General features: G+C 54.8%; 20 protein-coding genes and 1 tRNA gene. 11 read left to right on the forward strand and 10 right to left on the reverse strand.

The window, feature by feature from the left end:
• The first annotated feature begins 40 nt into the window (after nucleotides 1-40).
• The 7 genes from ACK4S7_RS03085 to ACK4S7_RS03115 are packed head-to-tail and all read left to right on the forward strand — an operon-like array spanning nucleotide 41 to nucleotide 4,306.
• A complete protein-coding gene (locus ACK4S7_RS03085; protein WP_409644426.1) occupies nucleotides 41-946 on the forward strand; it encodes a heme o synthase in 906 nt (301 codons plus the stop codon).
• A complete protein-coding gene (locus ACK4S7_RS03090; RefSeq protein WP_409644428.1) occupies nucleotides 943-1,098 on the forward strand; it encodes a hypothetical protein in 156 nt (51 codons plus the stop codon). Before ACK4S7_RS03085 ends, ACK4S7_RS03090 begins: the two co-directional genes overlap by 4 nt.
• Nucleotides 1,098-1,664 (forward strand): cytochrome c oxidase assembly protein, encoded by a 567-nt coding sequence (locus ACK4S7_RS03095; RefSeq protein ID WP_409644430.1) that lies wholly within the window; start codon nucleotides 1,098-1,100, stop codon nucleotides 1,662-1,664. The genes ACK4S7_RS03090 and ACK4S7_RS03095 overlap by 1 nt, the downstream gene beginning before the upstream one ends.
• A 37-nt stretch (nucleotides 1,665-1,701) precedes the next feature.
• Complete coding sequence (locus ACK4S7_RS03100) at nucleotides 1,702-2,589, forward strand: cytochrome c oxidase subunit 3 (RefSeq protein ID WP_409644433.1); 888 nt, start codon at nucleotides 1,702-1,704, stop codon at nucleotides 2,587-2,589.
• Nucleotides 2,590-2,976, forward strand: coding sequence for a DUF983 domain-containing protein (locus ACK4S7_RS03105; protein WP_409644436.1), 387 nt, complete (start codon nucleotides 2,590-2,592; stop codon nucleotides 2,974-2,976).
• Nucleotides 2,973-3,554: an SURF1 family cytochrome oxidase biogenesis protein gene (locus tag ACK4S7_RS03110; RefSeq protein ID WP_409644439.1), complete on the forward strand. Its 582-nt coding sequence runs from the start codon at nucleotides 2,973-2,975 to the stop codon at nucleotides 3,552-3,554. The genes ACK4S7_RS03105 and ACK4S7_RS03110 overlap by 4 nt, the downstream gene beginning before the upstream one ends.
• Nucleotides 3,551-4,306 (forward strand): sulfite exporter TauE/SafE family protein, encoded by a 756-nt coding sequence (locus tag ACK4S7_RS03115; RefSeq protein WP_409644441.1) that lies wholly within the window; start codon nucleotides 3,551-3,553, stop codon nucleotides 4,304-4,306. The genes ACK4S7_RS03110 and ACK4S7_RS03115 overlap by 4 nt, the downstream gene beginning before the upstream one ends.
• A 7-nt stretch (nucleotides 4,307-4,313) precedes the next feature.
• Here ACK4S7_RS03115 and infC read toward each other — a convergent pair whose 3' ends face one another.
• Complete coding sequence (infC, locus tag ACK4S7_RS03120; RefSeq protein ID WP_125231149.1) at nucleotides 4,314-4,832, reverse strand: translation initiation factor IF-3; 519 nt, start codon at nucleotides 4,830-4,832, stop codon at nucleotides 4,314-4,316.
• A 356-nt stretch (nucleotides 4,833-5,188) separates the two neighbouring features.
• Between infC and ACK4S7_RS03125 the strand changes: the two genes are divergently transcribed.
• Nucleotides 5,189-5,551 carry a hypothetical protein gene (locus tag ACK4S7_RS03125; protein ID WP_409644444.1) on the forward strand — a complete coding sequence of 121 codons (363 nt, stop codon included), beginning with the start codon at nucleotides 5,189-5,191 and terminating at the stop codon, nucleotides 5,549-5,551.
• A 30-nt stretch (nucleotides 5,552-5,581) separates the two neighbouring features.
• Here ACK4S7_RS03125 and ACK4S7_RS03130 read toward each other — a convergent pair whose 3' ends face one another.
• The 9 genes from ACK4S7_RS03130 to ACK4S7_RS03170 all read right to left on the reverse strand — a co-directional run bounded on the left by ACK4S7_RS03130 (nucleotide 5,582) and on the right by ACK4S7_RS03170 (nucleotide 19,880).
• Nucleotides 5,582-7,699 (reverse strand): protein-disulfide reductase DsbD family protein, encoded by a 2,118-nt coding sequence (locus ACK4S7_RS03130; protein WP_409644446.1) that lies wholly within the window; start codon nucleotides 7,697-7,699, stop codon nucleotides 5,582-5,584.
• A 42-nt stretch (nucleotides 7,700-7,741) separates the two neighbouring features.
• A complete protein-coding gene (locus ACK4S7_RS03135) occupies nucleotides 7,742-9,151 on the reverse strand; it encodes an MATE family efflux transporter (protein ID WP_409644448.1) in 1,410 nt (469 codons plus the stop codon).
• A 55-nt stretch (nucleotides 9,152-9,206) separates the two neighbouring features.
• A complete protein-coding gene (locus tag ACK4S7_RS03140) occupies nucleotides 9,207-11,897 on the reverse strand; it encodes a valine--tRNA ligase (RefSeq protein WP_409644450.1) in 2,691 nt (896 codons plus the stop codon).
• Between the two features lie 164 nt (nucleotides 11,898-12,061).
• The gene (locus ACK4S7_RS03145; RefSeq protein ID WP_409644452.1) at nucleotides 12,062-13,444 is read right to left on the reverse strand and encodes an amino acid permease; all 1,383 of its coding nucleotides are present in this window, start codon (nucleotides 13,442-13,444) and stop codon (nucleotides 12,062-12,064) included.
• A 117-nt stretch (nucleotides 13,445-13,561) separates the two neighbouring features.
• Nucleotides 13,562-15,625 (reverse strand): prolyl oligopeptidase family serine peptidase, encoded by a 2,064-nt coding sequence (locus ACK4S7_RS03150; protein ID WP_409644455.1) that lies wholly within the window; start codon nucleotides 15,623-15,625, stop codon nucleotides 13,562-13,564.
• Nucleotides 15,626-16,000: 375 nt separating this feature from the next.
• Nucleotides 16,001-17,311 (reverse strand): amidohydrolase family protein, encoded by a 1,311-nt coding sequence (locus tag ACK4S7_RS03155; RefSeq protein WP_409644458.1) that lies wholly within the window; start codon nucleotides 17,309-17,311, stop codon nucleotides 16,001-16,003.
• Between the two features lie 81 nt (nucleotides 17,312-17,392).
• Nucleotides 17,393-17,809, reverse strand: a complete 417-nt coding sequence (locus tag ACK4S7_RS03160; protein WP_409644461.1) for a DUF2497 domain-containing protein — start codon at nucleotides 17,807-17,809, stop codon at nucleotides 17,393-17,395.
• Nucleotides 17,810-17,832: 23 nt separating this feature from the next.
• The gene (locus tag ACK4S7_RS03165; RefSeq protein ID WP_409644525.1) at nucleotides 17,833-19,284 is read right to left on the reverse strand and encodes a TolC family outer membrane protein; all 1,452 of its coding nucleotides are present in this window, start codon (nucleotides 19,282-19,284) and stop codon (nucleotides 17,833-17,835) included.
• Between the two features lie 11 nt (nucleotides 19,285-19,295).
• The gene (locus ACK4S7_RS03170; RefSeq protein ID WP_409644464.1) at nucleotides 19,296-19,880 is read right to left on the reverse strand and encodes a protein-L-isoaspartate O-methyltransferase family protein; all 585 of its coding nucleotides are present in this window, start codon (nucleotides 19,878-19,880) and stop codon (nucleotides 19,296-19,298) included.
• Nucleotides 19,881-20,153: 273 nt separating this feature from the next.
• Between ACK4S7_RS03170 and ACK4S7_RS03175 the strand changes: the two genes are divergently transcribed.
• The 3 genes from ACK4S7_RS03175 (at nucleotide 20,154) to ACK4S7_RS03185 (ending at nucleotide 22,606) form a co-directional block, all read left to right on the forward strand.
• Nucleotides 20,154-20,227: transfer RNA gene (locus ACK4S7_RS03175), tRNA-Cys, on the forward strand.
• Nucleotides 20,228-20,320: 93 nt separating this feature from the next.
• Nucleotides 20,321-21,268 (forward strand): NAD(P)H-binding protein, encoded by a 948-nt coding sequence (locus ACK4S7_RS03180; protein ID WP_409644467.1) that lies wholly within the window; start codon nucleotides 20,321-20,323, stop codon nucleotides 21,266-21,268.
• Between the two features lie 57 nt (nucleotides 21,269-21,325).
• Nucleotides 21,326-22,606, forward strand: a complete 1,281-nt coding sequence (locus ACK4S7_RS03185) for a DUF3422 family protein (RefSeq protein ID WP_409644469.1) — start codon at nucleotides 21,326-21,328, stop codon at nucleotides 22,604-22,606.
• The last annotated feature ends 10 nt before the right edge of the window (nucleotides 22,607-22,616 follow it).

Genomic DNA, 22,616 nt, shown 5'->3' on the forward strand with positions numbered 1-22,616 from the left:
GGTTCGCCGTTTTGAACGTTTCGGGCGTTTAGGAACAAGCATGACAACCGCAACGCGTGACATTATTTTGCCGGCCGAGTGGCGCGATTTCTGGGCTTTGACCAAGCCTCGGGTGATGTCGCTTGTCGTGTTCACTGCGCTTTGCGGACTGTTGGCTGCTCCTGGTAACATCCACCCGGTCATCGGATTTACAGCCATATTGTGCCTTGCACTGGGCGCGGGCGCCTGTGGTGCGCTTAACCAGTATTTCGAAGCTGACATTGACGCCAAAATGGCACGTACTGCTCGGCGCCCATTGCCTGCGGGCCGCATGGACCGTCCAGCTGCCCTTAACTTCGGTATTGGCCTAGCGGCATTTTCGGTTGGCATCATGGGCGTCGCCGTCAATTGGCTGTCGGCTGGTCTGCTCGCGTTCTCGATTTTCTTCTACGCGATTGTTTACACCATCTGGTTGAAACCAAACACGCCGCAGAATATCGTCATTGGCGGCGCTGCAGGTGCGTTTCCACCAGTCATTGGTTGGGCGGCGGTTACGGGCGATGTGACGTTGTTGCCCGTTCTTCTTTTTGCCATCATCTTCCTGTGGACGCCGCCGCATTTCTGGGCGCTCGCTTTGTTCATGAAGACGGATTATGGCGCCGCTGGTATCCCGATGTTGCCAAATGTGAGGGGGCAGCGAGTCACTCGCAACCAGATTTTCGGCTACACCTTTCCCATGGCGGCGACTGCCATTCTGCCATTTGCGTTGGCTGAAACAGGCTTGGTCTATGGTGTAGCAGCCGTCGTGCTGAATGCAGTATTCTTGGTTCTGGCTTATAGGGTCTGGAAGAACGAGGCCACGGACGCAGCCGCGATGAAGCCTGAAAAGCAGCTTTTCGGATTCTCGATCCTGTATTTGTTTCTCCTGTTTGCAATTTTCGCCTTCGATCGGATGGTAATATCATGACCCCGAATGAGCCTTCTGCGTACACTGCCGAAGAAACGGCGATTATCCGCAAACGTCAGGCTGCGCGCTCGCGTGTCATGGGCTTGGCTTTGGTCGGACTATGCATCTTGTTCTTCCTGATCACTGTCGTGAAAGTTGGGGTCTGGGGCTGATGGCAGTTTCAAACGCAAAAACGGGGTTTTTGGCGGCTGCGCTTGCAGTCTCCATGGTTGGCGTCGGCTTTGCTGCGGTGCCTTTATACCGTTTATTCTGCCAGGTTACTGGCTTTGGCGGCACCACGATGCGCGTTGACGCTGCGCAAGCCGCGACCGTTGCAGTTTCTAGCAAAACCATCGTCGTCCGTTTCGATGCCAATCAGCGCGGCGGCTTGCCATGGGAATTCAAGCCCGAGCGCCCGACCGAAACCGTCAGCATCGGCGCTAAAGACATGTCGATTTTCCTTGCAAAGAATTTGTCGAACGAGGCCGTGACCGGCACCGCAACATTTAACGTGACGCCAGCTTTGGCTGGGCAATATTTCAATAAGATTCAATGCTTCTGTTTCACCGAACAGACGCTGCAACCCGGTGAGCAAGTCCGGATGCCGGTGTTGTTCTATGTTGATCCGAAGATCATGACAGACCCGGAAACCAAAGATATTGAAGAAATCACACTTAGCTACACCTTCTACCCAGTTGAGAAGCCAAAGACGGTGGACCAGGCGGCGAACGGTGGCTAAGGCAATTTTTAATCGGTAAGACTACAGGGAATTGACCATGGCGGGTGCCAAGAATCACGATTATCATATTTTGCCACCAAGCATTACGCCTTTGCTGGGTTCGTTTTCGGCCCTGACAATGTTCTTTGGCTTGGTGATGTGGATGCATCCCGAACAGTTTGGCTATGGCAGCCTGATCTTCGGTCTTGGTTTGATTGGCGTCATCTACACTTTTTACGCATGGTGGTCCGACGTCGTGCATGAGGCGCAGTCGGGTGACCACACGCCAGTGGTGCAGCTGCATTTGCGTTACGGCATGATCATGTTCATCGCCTCCGAAGTCATGTTCTTCGTTGGCTGGTTCTGGGCATGGTTTGATTTCTCCCTGTTCCCTGTGCCGTTGGAAATCGTGAAGGACGCAGAAACCCATGCGTTTACGGTCACCAATTTAATTGGCCAAGAGGGTGCTGCTGCGTTGATGCAGTGGCCGCCAAAGGGCTTGGAAGTGCTTGATTCAATGAAGCTTCCTTTGTTGAATACACTGATCCTGTTGTGCTCAGGGACGACTGTTACTTGGGCGCACCACTCGCTTATCCATGGCGACCGCGAGGGTTTGAAAAAAGGCCTTTGGCTGACCATTTTGTTGGGTCTTCTGTTCAGTGCCATCCAGGCTTATGAATATGCCGTCGCGCCTTTTCCTTTCGGCGGACTGAACTATGGCACAGCCTTTTACATGGCGACTGGTTTCCATGGCTTCCACGTTATTGTGGGGACAATCTTCTTGGCAGTCTGCCTCGCGCGTACCTACAAGGGCCACTTCACGCCAAAGCAGCATTTCGGGTTTGAAGCTGCAGCATGGTATTGGCACTTTGTCGATGTCGTATGGCTCTTCCTCTTCATCACCATTTACATTTGGGGTGGCTGGGGCGCACCAGTTCACGCCTAAATGACAACAGACCATTCCATAGAAGGGCAGCCTAGCATCGCGAAAGCTGCCCTTTTTGGTCTCTGCCCTCAATGCGGCGACAAAACTTTATTCGCCGGGCTCGGCCAGTTCGCTGACAAATGCACCAATTGTGGTCTTGATTACAGCAGCTATAACGTCGGTGACGGCCCCGCAGCTTTGCTGACAATGGTAATTGGCGCGCTGATTATAGTACTCGCGCTTATCGTCGATTCCGCCTTTCGGCCACCTTTTTGGGTTCATGTTGTTATATGGGTGCCGATAACGGCTGCGCTGACCGTGATCACATTACGCATGGCAAAGGCTGCGCTTTTGGCAGCAGAGCATCGTAATCGCGCCCGCGAAGCCGGAAAGAGTGACTTGCTATGAACCGCTTTCCTGTCATCCCGACCATATTGGTCACCCTTGCAGTGGCAACCATGATCGGCCTCGGCATTTGGCAATTGCAGCGCAAGGGCGAGAAGGACGCGTTGCTGTCGCGCTATGAAGCGGCGGTAGGATTGCCAGCCGTTGCATGGCCTGCCGTGCCGGACCCCAAGGCATTGCCCTTGTTTCGCCGTTCAAGCCTGATGTGCGTCCGCGTGATTAAAATTGAGACTGTGTCGGGATCGAACGCCTCCGGTAAGGCCGGCTTTGCCCATGTGGCATCGTGTCAGACCGGCGGCGCCGAAGGCCCCGGTGCGCAAGTCGCTATTGGCTGGTCCGAGCGGCCGCAATCACCAAAATGGGGAGGGGGGCCGGTTCGCGGTGTTATCGCGCCCGAAGGTGCACAGCTTATCAAGCTGGTCTCGACCGATCCACTGGATGGCTTGGAGATATTGGCAGAGCCATCGCCAAGCCAAATTCCGAATAACCATCTTTTATACGCAATCCAGTGGTTCATCTTTGCAGCAGCAGCGACCATTATTTATGTCCTCGCCGTTCGAAAGCGCACCAAAGCGTCTTGAGCTTGCCGACTGATATCCTGTTTTACATCGTGGCGGGCGCCGCGGTGATTCTCGTCGGATTGGCCAAGGGTGGCTTTGCCGGGCTTGGCGCAGCTGCGATGCCAATGCTGGCGCTGGTTATGGATCCAGTGGCAGCGGCAGGGATGTTGCTCCCTATCCTTATGGTGCAAGATATCGTCAGCGTCTGGGCGTTTCGGCGCAGTTACGATGCCCGCACATTAATGCTGACTGTGCCGGGCGCTATCGTCGGAATTTTCTTGGGCTGGTATCTGGCCTCAATCATCCCCGCAGACGCCGTGCGAGGTTTTGTGGGCGGCATTGCACTCGCCTTTGGCACATATCGCCTGCTACCCCTGTTGGGACGCTCAGTGAAGCTATCCGGGCCTGCGCCTGAGTGGGTGGGAACAGTCATGGGTGCCATCGCCGGGTTCACTAGCCAAATTGCCCATGCGGGTGGGCCACCATTTCAGATATGGGCGTTGTCGCGTAATTTCCCGCATCTGGTTTTTGTTGGCACATCGTCAATATTCTTTGCCATCATCAACTGGATGAAAGTGCCCGCTTATGCGGCACTTGGCCAGTTCAACATGCAGAATATGACATTGACCGCAATATTCCTGCCACTCGCTATTTTAAGTACTTTAGCAGGCGTGAGGCTGGTCAAACGCATTTCGCCCGAGCGATTCAACGTTATCATCAATCTGTTGATGGTCATCATTGGTGCCGAACTGATTCGGCAAGCCATCTGGTGACTGCGCCCTATTTGGGCGACAGCACCATCAGCATCTGGCGACCTTCCATTCGGGGGTGCGCTTCTATTTTGGCAGTTTCGGTCGTATCGGCCTGAACGCGCTGAAGCAGTTGCATGCCCAATTGCTGGTGCGCCAATTCGCGGCCGCGGAAACGAAGCGTGATTTTAACCTTGTCACCTTCTTCGATAAATTCAGCAACCTTCTTCATCTTCACCATATAGTCATGGTCGTCGATGTTGGGACGCATCTTGATTTCTTTAATTTCTTGGGTTTTCTGGCTTTTGCGTGCCAAATTGGCCTTTTTCTGGGCCTCATATTTGAATTTACCGATGTCCAGAAACTTGCACACGGGGGGGTCAGCGTTCGGTGACACCTCAACCAGATCAAGCCCAACCTCCGCAGCCTGTGCTATAGCTTCACGGGTGTACATGACACCCAAATTCTCGCCGTCATCGTCAATGACCCGCACTTTTTCGACTGTGATCAGATTATTGTAGCGCGGACCACTTTTAACAGGTGGGGTCATGGCGCGCCGGGTAGGCGGGGTGGCGATAGTCGATACTCCTTGTGATGTTCATTGCGCCATTACAGCCAAATCGTCCGGAAATAAAGGCTTTTAGCGGGGCGGCAGAACCTTTTGTGCTCTGCAGCCAGCGCGGTAGAGCAGTACCGCGCGATCCTCACAGCGATTCGCATTGCTATGCGGAACCGCGCCGCGACAGCTATGCTGGGGAAGATATTTATCCCAATCTATTCAAACGGCTCTCATTTAGGCGGAAGATTTTGCTTGTCTGTTCAGTTTAACGACACCTAACGAGCGTAATAAAATTACCAATTAGGATTTTATTATCCTATTTTGACGAAATTATATTAGGTTTGAATATGATCACCAATGCCAGTGGCTCTTTGTCGAGCTTGCCCAATGGACGGATTGTGGACTTTGAATGCGCAGAGATCAGGGCAGTGCCTTTTCAGGACAGCCTGTATTTATGGGTAACCGGTCCGCACCCCGGACCGGATATGCATGTCCGCCTCGCGCCTCGCTATTACAGTGATCGCCCTGATTATTGGGCAATTGAGGTCGCTGCTATCCGTCCAATGATGTTGTCGACTGGCACAGCGGATGAAATGGCAACTTTCGAATGTGCGATACCGTTGGTTGGAGTGACCGGCATTCGGGGAATCACGGTGATTGGCGCGAACCGGTTACAGCGTATTGAAATCGCTGAGACTCCTGCGGCCTGACACGGCGCCGATCAGAGCGCCGCACGTCGTCTATTCGGGCAGAGCCGTTAGGTCATTTACCGTCAAGATCTGTGGCAAGACACGGGCCTCCTTATTTGGGGGGTAATAAAGATAAAAAGGTACGCCCGAGCGTCCATATTTCGCCAAGAACCGAGTGATATCGGGATCTCTGCGCGTATAATCTCCAACCATCGTAACGATGCCCGCCTTTCCAAATGCATTGGCGGTTTCAGCGCGGTTGATGGCGACATTTTCGTTTACCTTGCAGGTTACACACCAGTCTGCAGTGAAATAGAGAAACACTGGCTTGCCCTCGGCGCGCAATGACGTGAGGCGTTCTTCATTGAACGCCAAGCTGCCATTTTTTAATGACGGCGGGGCTGGTGGCGTAACTGCGGCATTGTCGATGATGAGCAGAGCGGCAGCGGCAATGCCTAATATGGCTGCCACGACATATTTGCGCGGGGCATCGCTTTTCTGTTTCCGCCCCAGCTCGAACAGCCGCGACAATATGATCAACGCCGCTACCGCGCCAATGAGCAAACCGCCAGAGCCCGCAAGCTGATACAGCAGCCACAGCAACGCCAACGCCGTGACAGCCATCGGCAGTGCCATCCACTGGCGAAAGCGCACCATCCATGGACCCGGCCGCGGCATTCGCATGCGCAGCGCCGGAATGAAGGCAATGGCGAGGAAGGGAAGTGCAAGCCCCAGCCCCAGCCCTGCAAAAATCAACAAAGCCAAGGTCGCCGGCAAAAGCAAAGCTGCACCCATCGCGGCGGCCATAAACGGCCCGGTGCATGGCGTGGCAACAACCGCCGCAAGCACGCCAGTCCAGAATGACCCGGCCATGCCATCTTTGCGAGTCAGCTTTTCACCTGCGCCAATGCTGCCAACGTCGAATATGCCAGCCAGATTTGCTGTAACAGCAACCATAAGCAGCAGAAGCAACAGGACAATTGCCGGGTCCTGCAACTGGAATGCCCAACCCACCTCTTCACCCGCTGCACGTAAGGCCAACATAACACCGCCAAGGACAAGGCAGCTCAGCATGATACCCACGGTATACGCGATGGCATCGCGGCGCGCCTTGCTTTCATCGCCGCCCATTCTGGCGAGGCTCAACGCCTTTAACCCCAGTATAGGAAACACACATGGCATAAGGTTCAAAAGCAAACCGCCCAGCAGCGAAAAAGCGAGTATCCAGCCAAAACCAAATTGTGGTGCTTGACCTTCCGCGGCGGCGCCCTCGCCTAACACCGATACAGCATTGCCGCCGGTCGGCACTGCGCCTGGAACTGCGCGCACCGAAAGGCCTTGCGCGTCGTTAAAGCGCAGAAGCCCGTCAATTTGTCCACCAAATGGTTTTTTTACTTCGCTGCTGACGATGAGCCAGTCACCTGTGCGCCGTGCGCTCTGCGGGGCTGCGTAACGGAACCCATTATCGCTCTGGGCGAAAAACCAGACTCGGCTTGCGTCAGCCGTGCGTGGATAGGGAATGGCAATTTCAATCCGGGTGCCGCTGATCGCGTACAGCGCCTTCCGGTCGAGCGGCACGGGTAATGCGCTGCGCCATAGATCGAACCGGGCGCGGTCGGCGTTGTTGATAGTCCCTCTACCGATGGTCATTGGCACGGACAATGTCGCGCTCTCCGGGACGCACACCAAATCCGAACAGGCCGACCAGCGTGCATCGACCCTAATATCCATATTCTGCCCTACTACAGCGTTTTTCGGGATCTCCAGATCGACCAGAAAAGCGTGTTTCGTCTTGTAGATATGGTTCATGAACCCGCTGACGATCAAAGTCTCGGGTACGGGCGCGCGGATTGGCCCAGCCATTACACCAGAAGGCATTTTCCATTCTAGCTCGAGCGGCGTTCCAGCATCGCCCGGGTTCAACCAATAATCATGCCAGCCCGGCTTTGGGTCCATGATGATCGCGACTGTCACGATATCGCCCGGCGCGGGGCGACGGGTCTCGGCATCAATCGAAGCGCGGACATTTTGCGGAGGGGCTGTCGGTGCAGGAAGCTGCGCATACGCGATGCCAGCCGCCATGAACAAAGCCAGCAACAACTGGCACATTCGCGCCACCACCCACATGGGCGCTTTCAAATTCGGGAACAGGTCAGTGTCGCGGTTCATGCAAATCCCAATGGCATAATGCAGTATCTGTAGGACAGCGGATTATTCGGGCGCCGCCTGCAAAGGAGCGGCACCCATGGACGGCATGATCTTTGCTTTCTTCCATCCACCGTGCAGATAATATGCAATCGACAAAATGCACGAGGCAATCGCGGTTGCGACAAACGAGCCCCAAATGGCGTTCGCTCCAAAGCGGTCATATAGTCCGAAGCCAACGCTGAAACGTACAAAGACCGCGCTGAATATCAGGATCAGAAGCGGCGCAAGCACTGCGCCATTGGAACGCACCGCAAACGTCACGACAACCGATACTCCCATCAGAACAAAGGTCCACCCGACAATATGGTTGATATGAATTGCGATATCGATGACTGGGCTGCCGCTGGGCAGGAACAAGCCAAGCAAGGGAGAAGCAAACAAGGTCATTAGTAAAATCAGCACGCCCGACATGAGCAGGTTGATGCCAATACCCGACCATACAATACGGCCGACGCGGTCCCATTTGTTGGCGCCTATATTCTGGGCAACCATGGCGCTGACTGCGCTGCCAACTGCGACCGCTGGCATCTGCACATAACTCCAAAGCTGGTTCATGACTCCAAATGCCGCGGTTGTATTCACGCCTTCAAGATTGACGAGGCCAATCATTACCACAGCGGACCCAGACATGATGATCATCGACAGGCCCATGGGCAGGCCCATGCGCGCAATTGGCTTTAGGAACCGCGCATCGGGCCGCAGCCACCTAAGTTCATGTCCGCGCAAGCGGATAGTGAGGTCACGTGCGTAAACCTTGTGGAGGAGCAGCCCTAGGCTGATAACCCCGGCAAGGATTGTCGCAAGTGCGGATCCCGAAATGCCCATCGCCGGAACAGGGCCCCAGCCCAATATAAATATGGGGTTCAATATGATGTCGAGGACAACGTTCAACACCGTGTTCCAAAACGGTGTGACTGAATCGCCAACACCGCGCAGTGACGAGGAAACAAGCACCATCAGGAATGATGCCGGCATCGACAGAAAGATGACGCGCAAATATGCGAGCGCCAGCGGATAGACCGTCTCCGGCGTTGCCATCAGGCGCAGCATGTCAGGTGCAAAAATCCAGCCAGCCGCCGCAAAGACCAGGCCTGCTACAAAAAATATGCCGAACGCCGTGCCCATGATGCGCCGTACAGATTCCACATCGCGGCGGCCCATATTCTGGCCGATCAATATTGTCGTCGCCATCGTGAAGCCGAACAAGGTGGAGAACATCAAAAACATGATGAGCCCTGCATTGGCCGACGCAGCGAGCGCCTCTTCGCCCAAAAACTTTCCGATCCACACCGAATTGACCGAGTGGTTCAGCGACTGAAGGATGTTTACCCCAAGCGACGGTAGCGCAAACACGAACAATGTCTTGGCCACCGGACCAATTGTCAGGTCATGCTGATGGACTGGCGTTCTCATAGCAAGGGCAATGCGCCTGAATGATGAGACGCCCAAGCTAGGGTTTGCCCTTTATTCACCCCAGCCGCGCCAAGGCAGCTGTGAGCCGCTCGGCTTCCGCAGCCTTCTCGGCATGGTCCGTACGCGCCTTTTCTACCGCCTCGGGCTTGGCCTTTTCGACGAACGCGGCGTTGGATAGGCGACCAGCAAGCGCATCACGCTCTTTCGTCGCTGCCTCAATTGCCTTGGTAATCCGGCCGCGTTCTGCGTCGAGGTCAATAACGCCATCCAGCGCAAAAATGACGGTGTCGTCACCCACTACGATTTGCGCGACATTATTGGTATCCACTGGAGCATAGACAAATGCGTCAATGCGCCCAAGCCGAGATAGTGCAGGTCCCTGACGGTCGATGACGGCTACTGTCGATGCCTGTGGTTCGGCGATGTTGGCCGTCAATCGGGTTCCCGGCGGAATGTTCAGTTCGGCCTTGAATGAACGCGTTTTGCTAATGGTGTCGACGACCCAGTTGATTTCCGCAATGGCCTCTGCATCGATGGTGGCATCTGGTTCAGGCCATTTGGCATGAATAATGTCATAGGTGCGCGGTGCCGTGGAGTCGGACAATGCATGCCATAATTCTTCGGTAATGAATGGCATGAACGGATGGAGCATCACCAGGATTTGATCAAGCGCCCACCCGGCGACAATTTTGGACTCTTCATCCATTTCGCCTTTTTCGCCATCCACAAAAGCTGGCTTGATCAGTTCGAGATACCAGTCGCAAAACTGGTCGAAGACCATGTGATAAATAACGTCGGCCATGCCGTCGAACCGAAACTCCGCGAAAGCTTTATTGAGCTTTTCAACAGTGCTGGCGACTTCGCCAATGATCCACCGGTTAACGGCAAGGTCAGCCTTTGGCGCGCTGACGCTGTGCGACCCACCTATGCCGTTGGATTGCGCAAAACGTGCTGCATTCCACAACTTGGTTGCGAAATTGCGGTAACCGGCAACCCGGCTTTCATCCATTTTAATGTCGCGCCCTTGGCTTTCCATCGCCGCCATGAAGAAGCGCAAGGCGTCGGCACCATATTGGTCAATTAGACCCAACGGATCTACCGTATTGCCCTTTGACTTGGACATTTTGCTGCCGTCTGCTGCACGAACGAGGCCGTGAAGGTAGAGCGTCTTCCATGGTACCTGTTTCATGAAATGAATGCCTTGCATCGCCATGCGCGCATCCCAGAAAAACAGGATGTCGAAGCCGGAGATGAGGACATCATTGGGGTAATGGCGGTTGAGTTCGGCAGACTGGTCGGGCCAACCCAATGTGCCAAAGGGCCAAAGCGCAGAAGAGAACCATGTGTCCAAAACGTCCGGATCGCGCGTCAGTTCTGCACCAGCGCCCGCTAGCGCCTGCGCAGCCTCTTCGGTTTCGGCGACATAGCATTTGCCGTCGGCGTCGAACCATGCCGGTATCTGGTGGCCCCACCATAATTGGCGGCTGACGCACCATGGCTGAATATTTTCCATCCAGTTAAAGTAAGTTTTCTCCCAGCTTTTGGGCACGATGTCGAAACCGCCGTCGGCTTTGCCCTTGCGGGCGGCTTGTATGGCAGGCTTTGCAAGTGTTTCTGCGTCGACATACCATTGATCAGTCAACCAAGGTTCAATCACTTGGCCCGAGCGGTCGCCAAAGGGTGTCTGGATGACGCGGTCTTCCACCTTCTCGAGTAACCCCAAGGCATCGATCGCCTCAACCACCATCTTACGGGCGTTGGTGGGTTCACCTTCAATGCCAAAGCGGTAAAGCCCGATATATTCCGCTGGAATAAGGCCATCGGCGGTTTGCACCACGCGGCCTTCACCATCGAGCATGTTGAACATGTCGCTGGCCTTGAACCCGGCTCGTTTGCCGACTTCAAAGTCGTTGAAATCATGACCGGGCGTAATTTTGACCGCGCCCGAACCCAGTTCGGGGTCGGCATGCTCATCCGTCACAATCGGGATCAGCCGGCCCGTAATAGGCAGGCGGACATTTTTCCCAACAAGATGCGCATAGCGTTCGTCCGAAGGATTTACCGCCACAGCCATATCGGCGAGCATAGTTTCGGGGCGCGTTGTCGCAACGCTGATGAAGCCGCTACCGTCTTCCAACGGATATTTGAAATGCCAGAATTTGCCGTTGATCTCGCGCGTTTCCACCTCAAGGTCGGAAATCGCGGTTTTTAGACCCGGATCCCAGTTGACGAGACGCTTGTCGCGGTAGAGCAAGCCTTGATTGTAAAGCTCCACAAACACCTTGATGACAGCTTTTGAAAAGCCTTCATCCATGGTGAAGCGTTCATTCTCCCAATCCATGGAGCAGCCAAGACGGCGGAGCTGGCCCGTAATTTCGCCACCGCTTTCGGCTTTCCATTCCCACACTTTTGCAACAAATTCATCGCGTGTGAAATCGGTGCGCTTTTGCTGGCGCGCATTAAGTTGCCGTTCAACCACCATTTGCGTTGCAATGCCCGCATGGTCCATGCCGACCACCCATAATGCATCCTTGCCCTGCAAGCGTGCATGGCGGATCAGAATATCCTGCAGGGTGTTGTCGAGCGCGTGGCCGATGTGCAAGCTACCTGTCACATTGGGCGGCGGGTTTACGATCGTGAAGGGCTCGGCATCGGGACGATTGGGCCGAAATGCGCCAGTGGATTCCCAATGCGCGTACCATTTCGCCTCAATCGCGGCGGGATCGAAAGTCTTGTCGATAGTCATGGGTTTGGGCCATAACGGGCCTGACTAAAAAGGGAAACCCTCACCGCACGTCATACCGAACTTGTTTCGGCATCCATCATGAATCTTTCACTGCAAATTAAAGAGGAGAAAAATTCTGTAGTCCAAGGCGGGCAAACCCTAAACCTCACGGTTATCGTGGCGCGTCACGACTTTCCACGCCGCAACATGAAAAATGCCACCGCGAAGCCGCCCGCGACGACAAGGCTCAACCACAATTCCTTGGAGGCTGATGGGTCCAGGCCTTTTGCGATCAAAATGACCAGCATAGCTGCCATCGCTACATAAGTGCCATAGGGGTGGAACCACATCTTGATCTGCAACCGGCTTGGATCCTCCGCCTCATATTTGCGGCGTAGCCGTAGCTGCGCGCCAGAGGTCATCAAGTAGAGGAGTAGCATGGTCACGCCGCAGCTGTTAAGCAGGAAGCTGAACACCACGTCGCGTGAAACCGCGTCGGCGGCGAGCGCGAAATAGCTGAAGAGGCTGGCAATCAGGATGGCGCGCGCCGGTACCTTCCGCCTGTTGACCTGAACCAGCCATTGCGGCGCATCCTTATGTTTGGCCAGACCGAATAAGGCCCGCGACGTGACATAAAGGCCAGAGTTCAGGCACGACAACACTGCGACCAAAACCACTGCTTCCATGATCAACTTGCCCGCGGGCAAGCCCATATATGCCAACGTCGTGGCAAAAGGTGACACTTTGGGGACAATCTCTGTCCAAGGTACGACCGCTACGATCAAGAAGATCGACAGCACGTAAAAGATTAGGATGCGCACCGTGACCGAAACGGTCATGCGGCCGATAACTTTCGACGGCTCTTCGGACTCTGCGGCAGCGATGGTGGCAATTTCTGCGCCGACGAGGCTGAATATGGTGGATGTCGCAGCCGCCAGCACCACGCCCCAACCATTGGGAACAAAGCCGTCATGCGCCGTCAGATTGCCAAAGGTCGAACCGCTGCCTGAAGTATAGCCGAATGCCCACGCGGCGCAGACCAAGATGAATACGATAATTGCGGCAACCTTGATTGACGAGAACCAGAATTCGAATTCGCCGTAAGCGCGGGCCGACATCAGGTTCACTGCAGTCAAAATGGCCATCAAGCCGATGCCGATGCCAAGTTCTGGAACCGATGGGAACCAGCTATGCAAGATTTGCGCGCCTGCAATTGCCTCGATCGCAACAACGACGACCCAGAAATACCAATAAAGCCAGCCTGACATAAAACCCGCCAAATGGCCGAGGCCAGCTCGGGCGAAGTCAGGGAAGGTTTGTACGCCATCCACCGCTATCGCCATTTCGGAGAGCATCCGCATGACCAAAAGAATTATAAACCCCGCAATCGCAAAGGAGAAGACTGCGGCGGGGCCGGCTTGGCTAATGGTGGTAGAAGAACCAACGAACAATCCGGCCCCAATAATGCCACCAATGGCGATCATCGAAACGTGGCGCGACTTCAAGCTGCGCGAAAGCTCCGCACCGCCGCTAATTTCGGTTGCAACATTATGTGCAATGTCCGTCATATTTCCCCCAATGCCCCCGTCGCCCCAGCGACGGCTGGGCCTATTTCCACTATGATGCTACGAATAGATGCCATGCGCCCTAGCCTTCGCTGGGGCGACACCTTATGGTTGTTTCGCTTATTGGCGCTTCAAATATTTGCCAACCCAATCAAACACCGTCCGGTGCCACTGAATTGAATTTTTAGGCTTCAATACCCAGTGGTTCTCATCGGGAAACACCAGCAGTTTTGATTCGACCCCTTGCTGCTGCAGAGCGGTGAAGGCAGCAAGCGATTGGGAGTAGGGAATCCGATAATCTTTCTCGCCATGGATGACCAAAGTCGGCGTTTTCCATTTGTCGACATGGTTGACGGGGTTCCATTTTTCGCCCTCGGTCCGGGTCGTCCATGATCCGCCATGATCCCATTGGTCGAACCATAATTCTTCGGTTTCATAAGCCATGGCGCGCAGGTCGAAAATGCCGGCATGGTTGACGAGGCATTTGAATCGGTCGGGCCAATTGCCCGAAATCCAGTTCATCATATAGCCGCCATAAGACCCACCGAGCGCACAGGCATTAGCGGTATCCAGCTGCGTGTCGATCTTGCCGACTGCGACCATACCTTTTTGCAAATCTTCGAGCGGCCAGCCGCCCCAATTCTTGTTTATACTGTCGGTGAATTTTTGGCCGTAACCCGTGCTACCGTGAAAATCGATGCTGACAACGGCATAGCCTTGCGATGCCATGACGGCTGGGTTCCATCTATAGGACCAGCTATTGTTGAACGTGCCCTGTGGCCCGCCATGGACAAGCAACAGGACTGGTAGCTTTCCGCTTACGCCCTGCGGCTTGACGATTTGGCCATACACTTGATCGCCATTGGCACCGACAAAATCAAATTTCTGGTGATTGACGGGGTCAACCGAGGCGAGCGCTTCGGCGTTTACATTGGTAAGCCGTCTGGTTTTGCCCTTAGCATCCATGTGGACCAAGTCAGATGGTCCGCTGATACTGTTGATCGCATACACAACGCCACCATTTTTAAGAGGAACGACTTCGGATATGTTGCCACGTTCCGTGAGGCGCGTGATCTTGCCTTTCAAATCGAGGCGAAACAACGGCGTTTCCAGAACATCCTGCGCTGTGACAAAAAGGTTCTTGCTGTCTGGGGACCATGCAAGCGAACCCACAGAACGATCCCATTTTTCGGTAAGTGCTGTCACTCTGCCCGTTTTTAAATCCATCAACTTCACGACGAGGCGGTCCGCTTCGTAAGTTGCGCGCGCCATCGACGTCCATGCCAACCATTTGCCGTCAGGCGATGCCACAGGGTTCGTGTCCGTCCCGGCATTGTCTGATGTCAGGTTGACGGGATTTGCGGCTTGCAATGCGGAGCGGTAGATATCCAGATTGGTCGATTTGGCTTCATTGGCGTCGGCATTACGCAAGGTAAACAGCACCGCGCTGCTGTCAGCGTTCCAGCTGATTTCCTCACCGCCACCAAAGGGCTTGGTTGGCGTATCGCCGACCAAATTACCGTCCATGGCCTCGCCCAGCGTGCCAAGTTTGCCATCGGCACCAAGCACAACGGTAAAGACGCGGCTGTAATTGCCCGGCGTTTCCCACTGGTCCCAGTGGCGGACCAGCAACTGATCATATTCGCGGCCAGTGCCGGGGCCCGGCTTCGACGTGTCGCCGTCCTTGTCGCACCCAAATTCCATACAGTCGCGGGCAATATCTCCCCAGACGGCGAATTTCTGTCCATCCGGGGAAATTTTGAAACCGCTGACATCCGCCTTGAAATTACTCGCTTGCGTGGTGATTGCTGACGCAATGTCATAGCGCCAGATTTGCTCGGATCCGCTTTCGTTGCTTATGTAGAATATGCTTTTACCGTCGGGCGCAAATGTGGGGTCGCGCTCATTTTTGTCGGGCTTTGATGCGAACATAACGGGCTGGGCGTTGGCGGCCCCTAGCCTGATCAAATAAAGGTCAGTCCTGCCCTTGTTCGCCTCCAGGTCGGTTTCGCGTAATTGATAAGCAACAAAGCTTCCGTCCGGCGAAGCCGTCGCAGCAGACAGCCGCTTCATCATCACCAGATCTGTCTCGGTCATCGGACGGGCTATGGCGCTGGTAGATAGAGTGCAGATCAAGGCGGCGGTTGTGCCCATTAGGGCAGCGAGCAAGATGGCTTTTTTCATGTGTGTCACGCTAGTCAGCGCAAAGCAGCCACGCAAGAAAATTGCAGAGTTCAGACGGAAGGCGACTGACCTAAACATTTTCCTGCAAGTTGCATTTTCCGCAACTAATTTGTCTACTAAAACAATTGAGTTTTATCGATGCAACGTTATGTGGGCTGTTCAACGAAAACATAAGGGATGCTTTCACAGGACGACCCGGCTTCAAGCTGTGCGGCAAAGTGAAGGAAAAAACATGCAGAAATTGGCAAGCTTTATCGGTGCAATCGCGCTAAGCAGCCTGCTTTTCTCAGTCACCATGGTTTAATTGACTGACCGAGAATCGACTGAGTATAGACGGATGGGCGGGTAACTCCCGCCCTTTTGTTTTGGAGCGATCTAACGGATAACAACACCGTTTTTCATAACATGGTCGATATTTTCCAGCGCCGATACATTCAAAAGCGGATCGCAGGCTATCGCAACCAAATCGGCAAAACGGCCGGGAGCAATGCTGCCTATCTCGTGCTCTTTACCTAAGAGTTCCGCCGCGCGGATTGTGGCGCTTTGGATCGCTTGCATCGGGGTCATGCTATAGCGGACCATATAGGCGAACTGTTTGGCATTTTGGCCGTGTGGATAGACGCCGCTGTCGGTGCCAAAGGCAAGTTTGACACCCATTTTGACGGCTTTTGAGAAACCGGTACGTTGAACATCGGTAGTCTCTCGGTTCTTTCTCAAATATTCTTCAGGCCAGCCCTCTGTCGTGCCGATCTCATCGATAAAATCGCCATTATAAATATCCATGACGAGCCACGTCCCCGCCGCCTTTGCCATCGCGAGTGCCTCGTCGTCGATCAGACTGGCATGTTCTATAGATCGGACACCAGCCCGGATTGCATTCTTGATTCCGACAGCGCCATGGGCATGCGCAGTCACGAAAACGCCTTTCGCTTTTGCTGTGTCGACGACGGCACGCAATTGATTTTCCGTTAGCTCGGGCTCGCCGGGCTCTGTGCCGATGGCCAGCACTGCACCCGTGGCGATAGTTTTGATGAAATCCGCACCTTGGCTTATCAGAAACATTGCCTTCGAGGCGGCCTCTTGCGGCGAGCTGGCAATGCCGAGACGCATATCTGCGGGAAGGTCCTCGTTCGGTACGACGCCGTTCAGTTCTCCGCCGCCCTTGGGTAAGGTGATGTAAGCGCCCGCGACAAACATCCGCGGACCGGGCACATGCCCTGCGTTGATCGCGTCACGCAATGCGACATCCATGAGTCCGCGGTACGTTCCGACGTCACGCACCGTCGTGAAACCAGCGTCGAGTGTCAAACGTGCATTGTGAGCGCCGATCAAGGCCGTCGCTACCGGGGATGTCTTCAGGGGCAGTGAAAGGTCAGCGCTTTGCCCGGCATCGGCCAAATGGGTATGCAGATCGATCAGTCCAGGAACGACAGTATAAGCGGACCAGTCAATTCGCTTCGCCCCTATAGGTGTGGCGCCGCATGGTGCGACAGCCTTGATTATGCCGGCGGCTATGCTGATACACTGCCCGGCGACGACAGTGCCAGCCTGAACGTCCACAAGCTTGCCAGCCTCAACATATGTATCCGTTGCGAGCGAGGGACTTGACGTGAGAGCAAGGATCGCTGCCAGCGACTTAAAAGCGTTTTTGACATGCAATCGAACGTCACGAGGAACTTGGCTCAAGCTCCCACTTTTTGAGGCAGCGCAGACGTTAATGTGTTGAAACACGTTCAGTACGACGAGCCCCAAACCGCACGACGCCCATCAACCTTTCTTGGTGATGCGCGTAATCTCGCGTTCAACCATAGCCTCAACTATCGGCGGCAGATTCGTGTCGAGCCAGTCTTTCAACATGGGACGAAGCAGATCTCTCGTGAGGCCTTCAAGCGAGGTTTCCCCCGACCGGACGATCTGCGGCGCAACGCCGGGCTCAGACAATGTCTGGAGCGCCGAAAAACTGTGCCGCAAACTTTGAGCTTTGCTGTCATCAAGTAAACCATCGTCGCGCGTGAAGTTTTCGTCCGTTTCGGTCAACTCAAGGACTTCTTCATCGTCGCGGTCCAACGTCCCGGCCTTGGTCGCACGTTTGGGCGCCGGGCGGGTGCGGTCGTCATCTGCAATGATACGTTTGATGGAAGACAATATTTCGTCCATTGATGGTTCGTTCCGGCCGTCAGGCATATCTGTTGTCCCTGCTTCGATTATCAACGCTCTCTTCCGTTGACGAGGAAGGGCTCTATTTCCGCCTTTTGCGCAGCCGTGTCAACGGTGCGGGTCGACCTGGCAACCGGGTCAGGCTGTGATGACCAGTCGTTCCACGCGCCCTCGACTTTTTCATAATCCGCAACCGGGTCATATAATGCCCCGCCCTCCAGGCCAAGATCGCGTGCCTCTGCCTTGCCCATAGCGGCCAGCAAAGTGAACCCTGCAACATAGGCGTTGCGACGGGCGGCAACCAGTTGCACCTTGCTGTTAAGCAACTCCTGCTCCGCATTCAAAATGTCCAAGATGGTGCGGTTGCCGACGCTATTTTCGGCGCGCGTGCCTTCCAGGGACAGTTCGTTCGCGGACACCGCACGTTCGGACGCAGCAATCACATCAAGTGCGGCGCGCCAGCTCGCATAAGACGCGCGCGTCTGGGCAATTACCTCGCGTTCGGCGGCAATTTCGAGTTCCTGTGCCTGGCCAAGTCGGGCTTGCGCCTGACGGATTTGCGCTGCTGGCTGCCCGCCTTGGTACAGAGGCAACGTCGCGCGTACGCCTGCCTGCGCATTCAACGAGCTGTTGTCGGCCTGGAATCCAGGAATATTCGATGAAATAGAACCTAGCGCGTTGCTGTAGGATGGTGACGTGAAGACGCTGATCGTGGGCAGACGAGAGGCGTTGGCGGCCCGCCGGTCAAATCGTGCCGCCTCGCGTGTTTCGCGCGCCGCAATCAAATCCGGGTTACTTTCGAGCGCTACAATTACGGCGCTGTCGGGGGTGGATGGCAGATTCGGCAACGGCGGCGGTGCTTCCAACTGACCTGGCTCGCGTCCGACAAGCTGGATGTATATTTCTTTCGAACGAATGAGATTAGCGCGTGCGGTTTCCAGATTACTGGTCGCAAGTGCAAGCCGCGCTTCGGATTGGGCGACATCGGTTCGGGTCAGATCGCCAATTTCGAACCGATCGCGCGTAGCGTCAAGATTGACTGAAAGCACACCAACCTGCGTACGATTAAGTTCGACGATAGATTCATCGCGGATGACATCCATATAGGCGCCGACGACCGCAGAGAAAATTGCGCTTTCGGTGCCGCGCAAATTGGCAAAGCCCGCTTCGACGCGGTTTTCCGCTGCGCGCACAGCATTCCTAATTCCGCCCCCTGCATATAATGGCGCTGATATCGTGCCGTTAATGTTGATGCCGCGCGCCTGAACGACCGATCCGCCGCTGTCCTGAAGGACATTTTCGACGTAAGTTGGCTGCACCGTCACATCAGGGCGTCCATTTGCCTTTGCCAATGGAACGCCTTCATTCGTTGCGCGCTGACCCTGCCGGGCGGCAGTCAAATTGGGATTGGTTTCATAAGCCGAAACTAAAGCGTCGCGCAATGTGTCGGCGGTGGCCGGCGCGGCCAAGCCGGTGGACGCCAGCAACGCTGCAATAATCATGACCCGCGCGTTCAAAATACGAACTCCGGCTTGCGTGCAAAGGCCGCGACAGGAGCAATCTCGCTGTCGGCAAAGGACTTCAACGCAACTTTTCGATTGTGGACATAGCCTTTGGCCAAACGCGCGACTGCGCCTTCGGTCACGCCTGTAACCAATCGCGCGCCGTCTTCGGCAAGGCTTAACAATTCCGTTGGCAACTCTTCGGCTGCTCCGTCAATAATGATCAGCGTAAAAGGAGCTGCCGATTGTGCCGCGGAGATATTGTCTGCCGCTACAGTGGTCAACTGGGCCACGCGGGCGCGCAGGATCGCCGCGACATAACCATCGGCCTGACTGACGAGCAAAACCTTGTCATCTGGGCGAACCTCAGCCGCTTGCAACAGCAAAGCAATCGATACGGGCGGGTTGAGGACATTGCCGTCGTCCCCCAAAATCGCACGATCCATATAGGCGGTCGCGCGGTGCGATGCAGGCACATAATCTTCACGCGCGATGGTGCCCATAGCGCCGATCACCCATGCATCTGTTACGCCGCTTGTACGCAGCTGGCTGTCCACCATGGACCGCCGCATATCTTCAAAATTCACTGATTCCATCGGAATATTTCCATTAACCTGTTGGCCGTTTGGCACAACTGTATTGCAAATACAATACAGTCCTCGAATCCGTTTCTAGCCAGCCTTGTCTCTTACGCCAAGCTGGATTCAGACGAACGGCCTATTTCGGGTTGCAAATGACAACTTTTTCCATGGGTTGTGGCAAGGATGGCACGAGCGCATAGATTGCCGGTTGCATTGAATTGGCCAAGTCGCTAAACGCCCGCCTTCACCACATAATGGCATTGCTGTTAAGGCAAGTTGTTGTTGAGAGGCCCGATGGCGGAGTGGTGACGCAGAGGACTGCAAATCCTTGCACGCCGGTTCGATTCCGGCTCGGGCCTCCATTTTCTCCACGCGTTACTGGTGCAGATCGTGCCGCTACTTGCGGTGTTTATATGCCGTGGCATAAGGCTTTTATGACGCCCAAAAGGATATTCATGCTTGGCGCAACCGGAACCATTGGCCGGGCGACGCGTGCGGCTTTGTTGAAGTCCGGTTATGATGTGGTGTGTTTCGCTCGCCATAGCCCACAGGGCGACGCGAACAAGATGGACGCATCACAATGGCGTTTTGGATATGTGACCGACCCGGACTCGTTGCGGCGAGACGGCTTTCGTGGCGAACAGTTTGACGTGTTGCTATCTTGCATGGCGTCACGCACGGGCAATGCGCAAGATGCGTGGGCCGTCGATTATCAGGCGCATCTCAATGCATTGGAATGTGCCCGTGCAGGCGGCGTCACGCACATGGTTTTGTTGTCCGCAATTTGTGTGCAAAAGCCGAAGCTTGCCTTCCAACATGCAAAGCTCGCTTTTGAAGCTAAGCTGATGGCATCGGGAATAGATTATTCGATCGTCCGCCCCACTGCGTTCTTCAAGTCCCTTTCAGGCCAAATCGAGCGCGTTCAAAAGGGTAAACCGTTTCTGCTGTTCGGTGACGGCAACCTTACAGCCTGTAAACCCATAAGTGATGGTGATCTCGGTAATTATCTTGCGGAAACGGTTGACCTGCCGGAACGAAGGAACGCCATTCTTTCCATCGGCGGACCGGGGCCGGCAATTACCCCGCGGCAGCAAGGCGATCTTCTGTTTCAGGCCTTGCAAACAGAACCCCGTTTTCGCCATGTCCCCATCGCTTTGATGGACTCCATAATTTCTGTTCTATCTACCGTTGGCCGGGTTTTACCTCCACTGGCGCGAAAGGCGGAACTTGCGCGCATCGGGCGTTATTATGCGACTGAATCCATGCTGGTCTGGGACCCGGCCAGGGGCCGATATGATGCTGATGCCACCCCATCGACAGGCAAGGAGACGCTGGCGGATCATTACCGCAAAACGCTGGCTGGGGAACGCAAATCTGATCTTGGTGATCATGCCATGTTCTGATTTTGCATTGCCGTTCAAGCCTATGGACTTTCAGCAAATTTGTGCGAATATTCGGTAATGAGTTTCACTGAACATCCGCTCCGCCGATGGGCTGTCGATGAAATGCGTTTGCGCCGTTTCGCACCTGTCAGTGCCCATTGTGAAATTTATCAGGTTGTCCGGTTGATTGAGCCTGACGAACGTAGCGCAGAAGATCGTTGGCTGATAAATGCGCGTCCCGACTTCAATGATTGGACTCTGGCTGCGCGGCATGGCTCGGGGCACACGCCGGCAGGCATCCATTTTTTGTGGGAACGACACACGGAAGCCAGCACTTTGACGTTGATTTTTCCGGACGAGATACCCGAACCGGTTCGTCACGAGTATATCCAATGGATGGAAAATTGGCCGGGCGGCGTAGTTCGCGCTACACAAATTCGGGTTGTCCCCGATAACGTGAGCATCGACGCGGATCTACTGGCCATGGGCATCTCGACGGATGAAATGGTCTGCTGCGATATCAATGCAGGAATCCGGCTCTGGTCCGACTTTAGCATTCACGGCGATGGTTATGGCCGATTGCTGATCACCGCGGGTAATGTCGGAGAGGGCGAGCGCGGCCGGATTATTCAGCGTGTACAGGAACTCGGCAATTACCGAAATCTTGCTTTGCTTGGGTTCCCGGTGGTGCAGCAATATGGCCCGCAGTTGGATCAGTTGGAGCATCGCCTGTCGGACCACGCCAGGCGCGTCGCTTCGGCCGATGACGATGACGAAATATTGCTTAATGACTTGGCTGCCATTTCGTCCGAACTTGAGCTTATTCGTTCTGCCACCGGGTTCCGGTTAAGCGCGACGGCGGCTTATGCCGAAGTTGCGGCAGACCGTCTTGCTGCACTTGACGTCAAACCGATATTAAACTTTCAAAGTCTCACTGATTTTACCGAAAGGCGGCTTGTTCCCGCCTCGCGCACTTGCTCGGTATTCCGGCAACGGCTTGGCGATATTGCCGATCGCATTTCAGGGGTGATGCACACGTTGGACGTTCGCATCGACAGTCGAATAAAGGCCCAAAATCTGGGGTTGATGCGTTCGATGGAGCGCTCGACGCAGCTTCAATTGCGCCTTCAGACGTTGGTGGAAGGGCTTTCGGTTATTGCCGCAGCCTATTATCTGATTGGGCTTATTGCCTATATCACCAAGGGCGTATCGGCGATGAAAACCGGATTTGGAAGCGATGTCTTTATCGGCGCTGTCACGTTGCCGGTGGTGTTACTGATTTACCTCTTTGTAAATCGCCTCCGACACAAGGTACTCAAAGAGACGGGCGAGGAAAATGCCCGTATTGAAAAGCCCTGAAATGGCTGCA

Origin of the sequence: Sphingorhabdus sp., from assembly GCF_046292425.1 — a bacterium.
Classification (GTDB): Bacteria; Pseudomonadota; Alphaproteobacteria; order Sphingomonadales; family Sphingomonadaceae; genus Sphingorhabdus_B.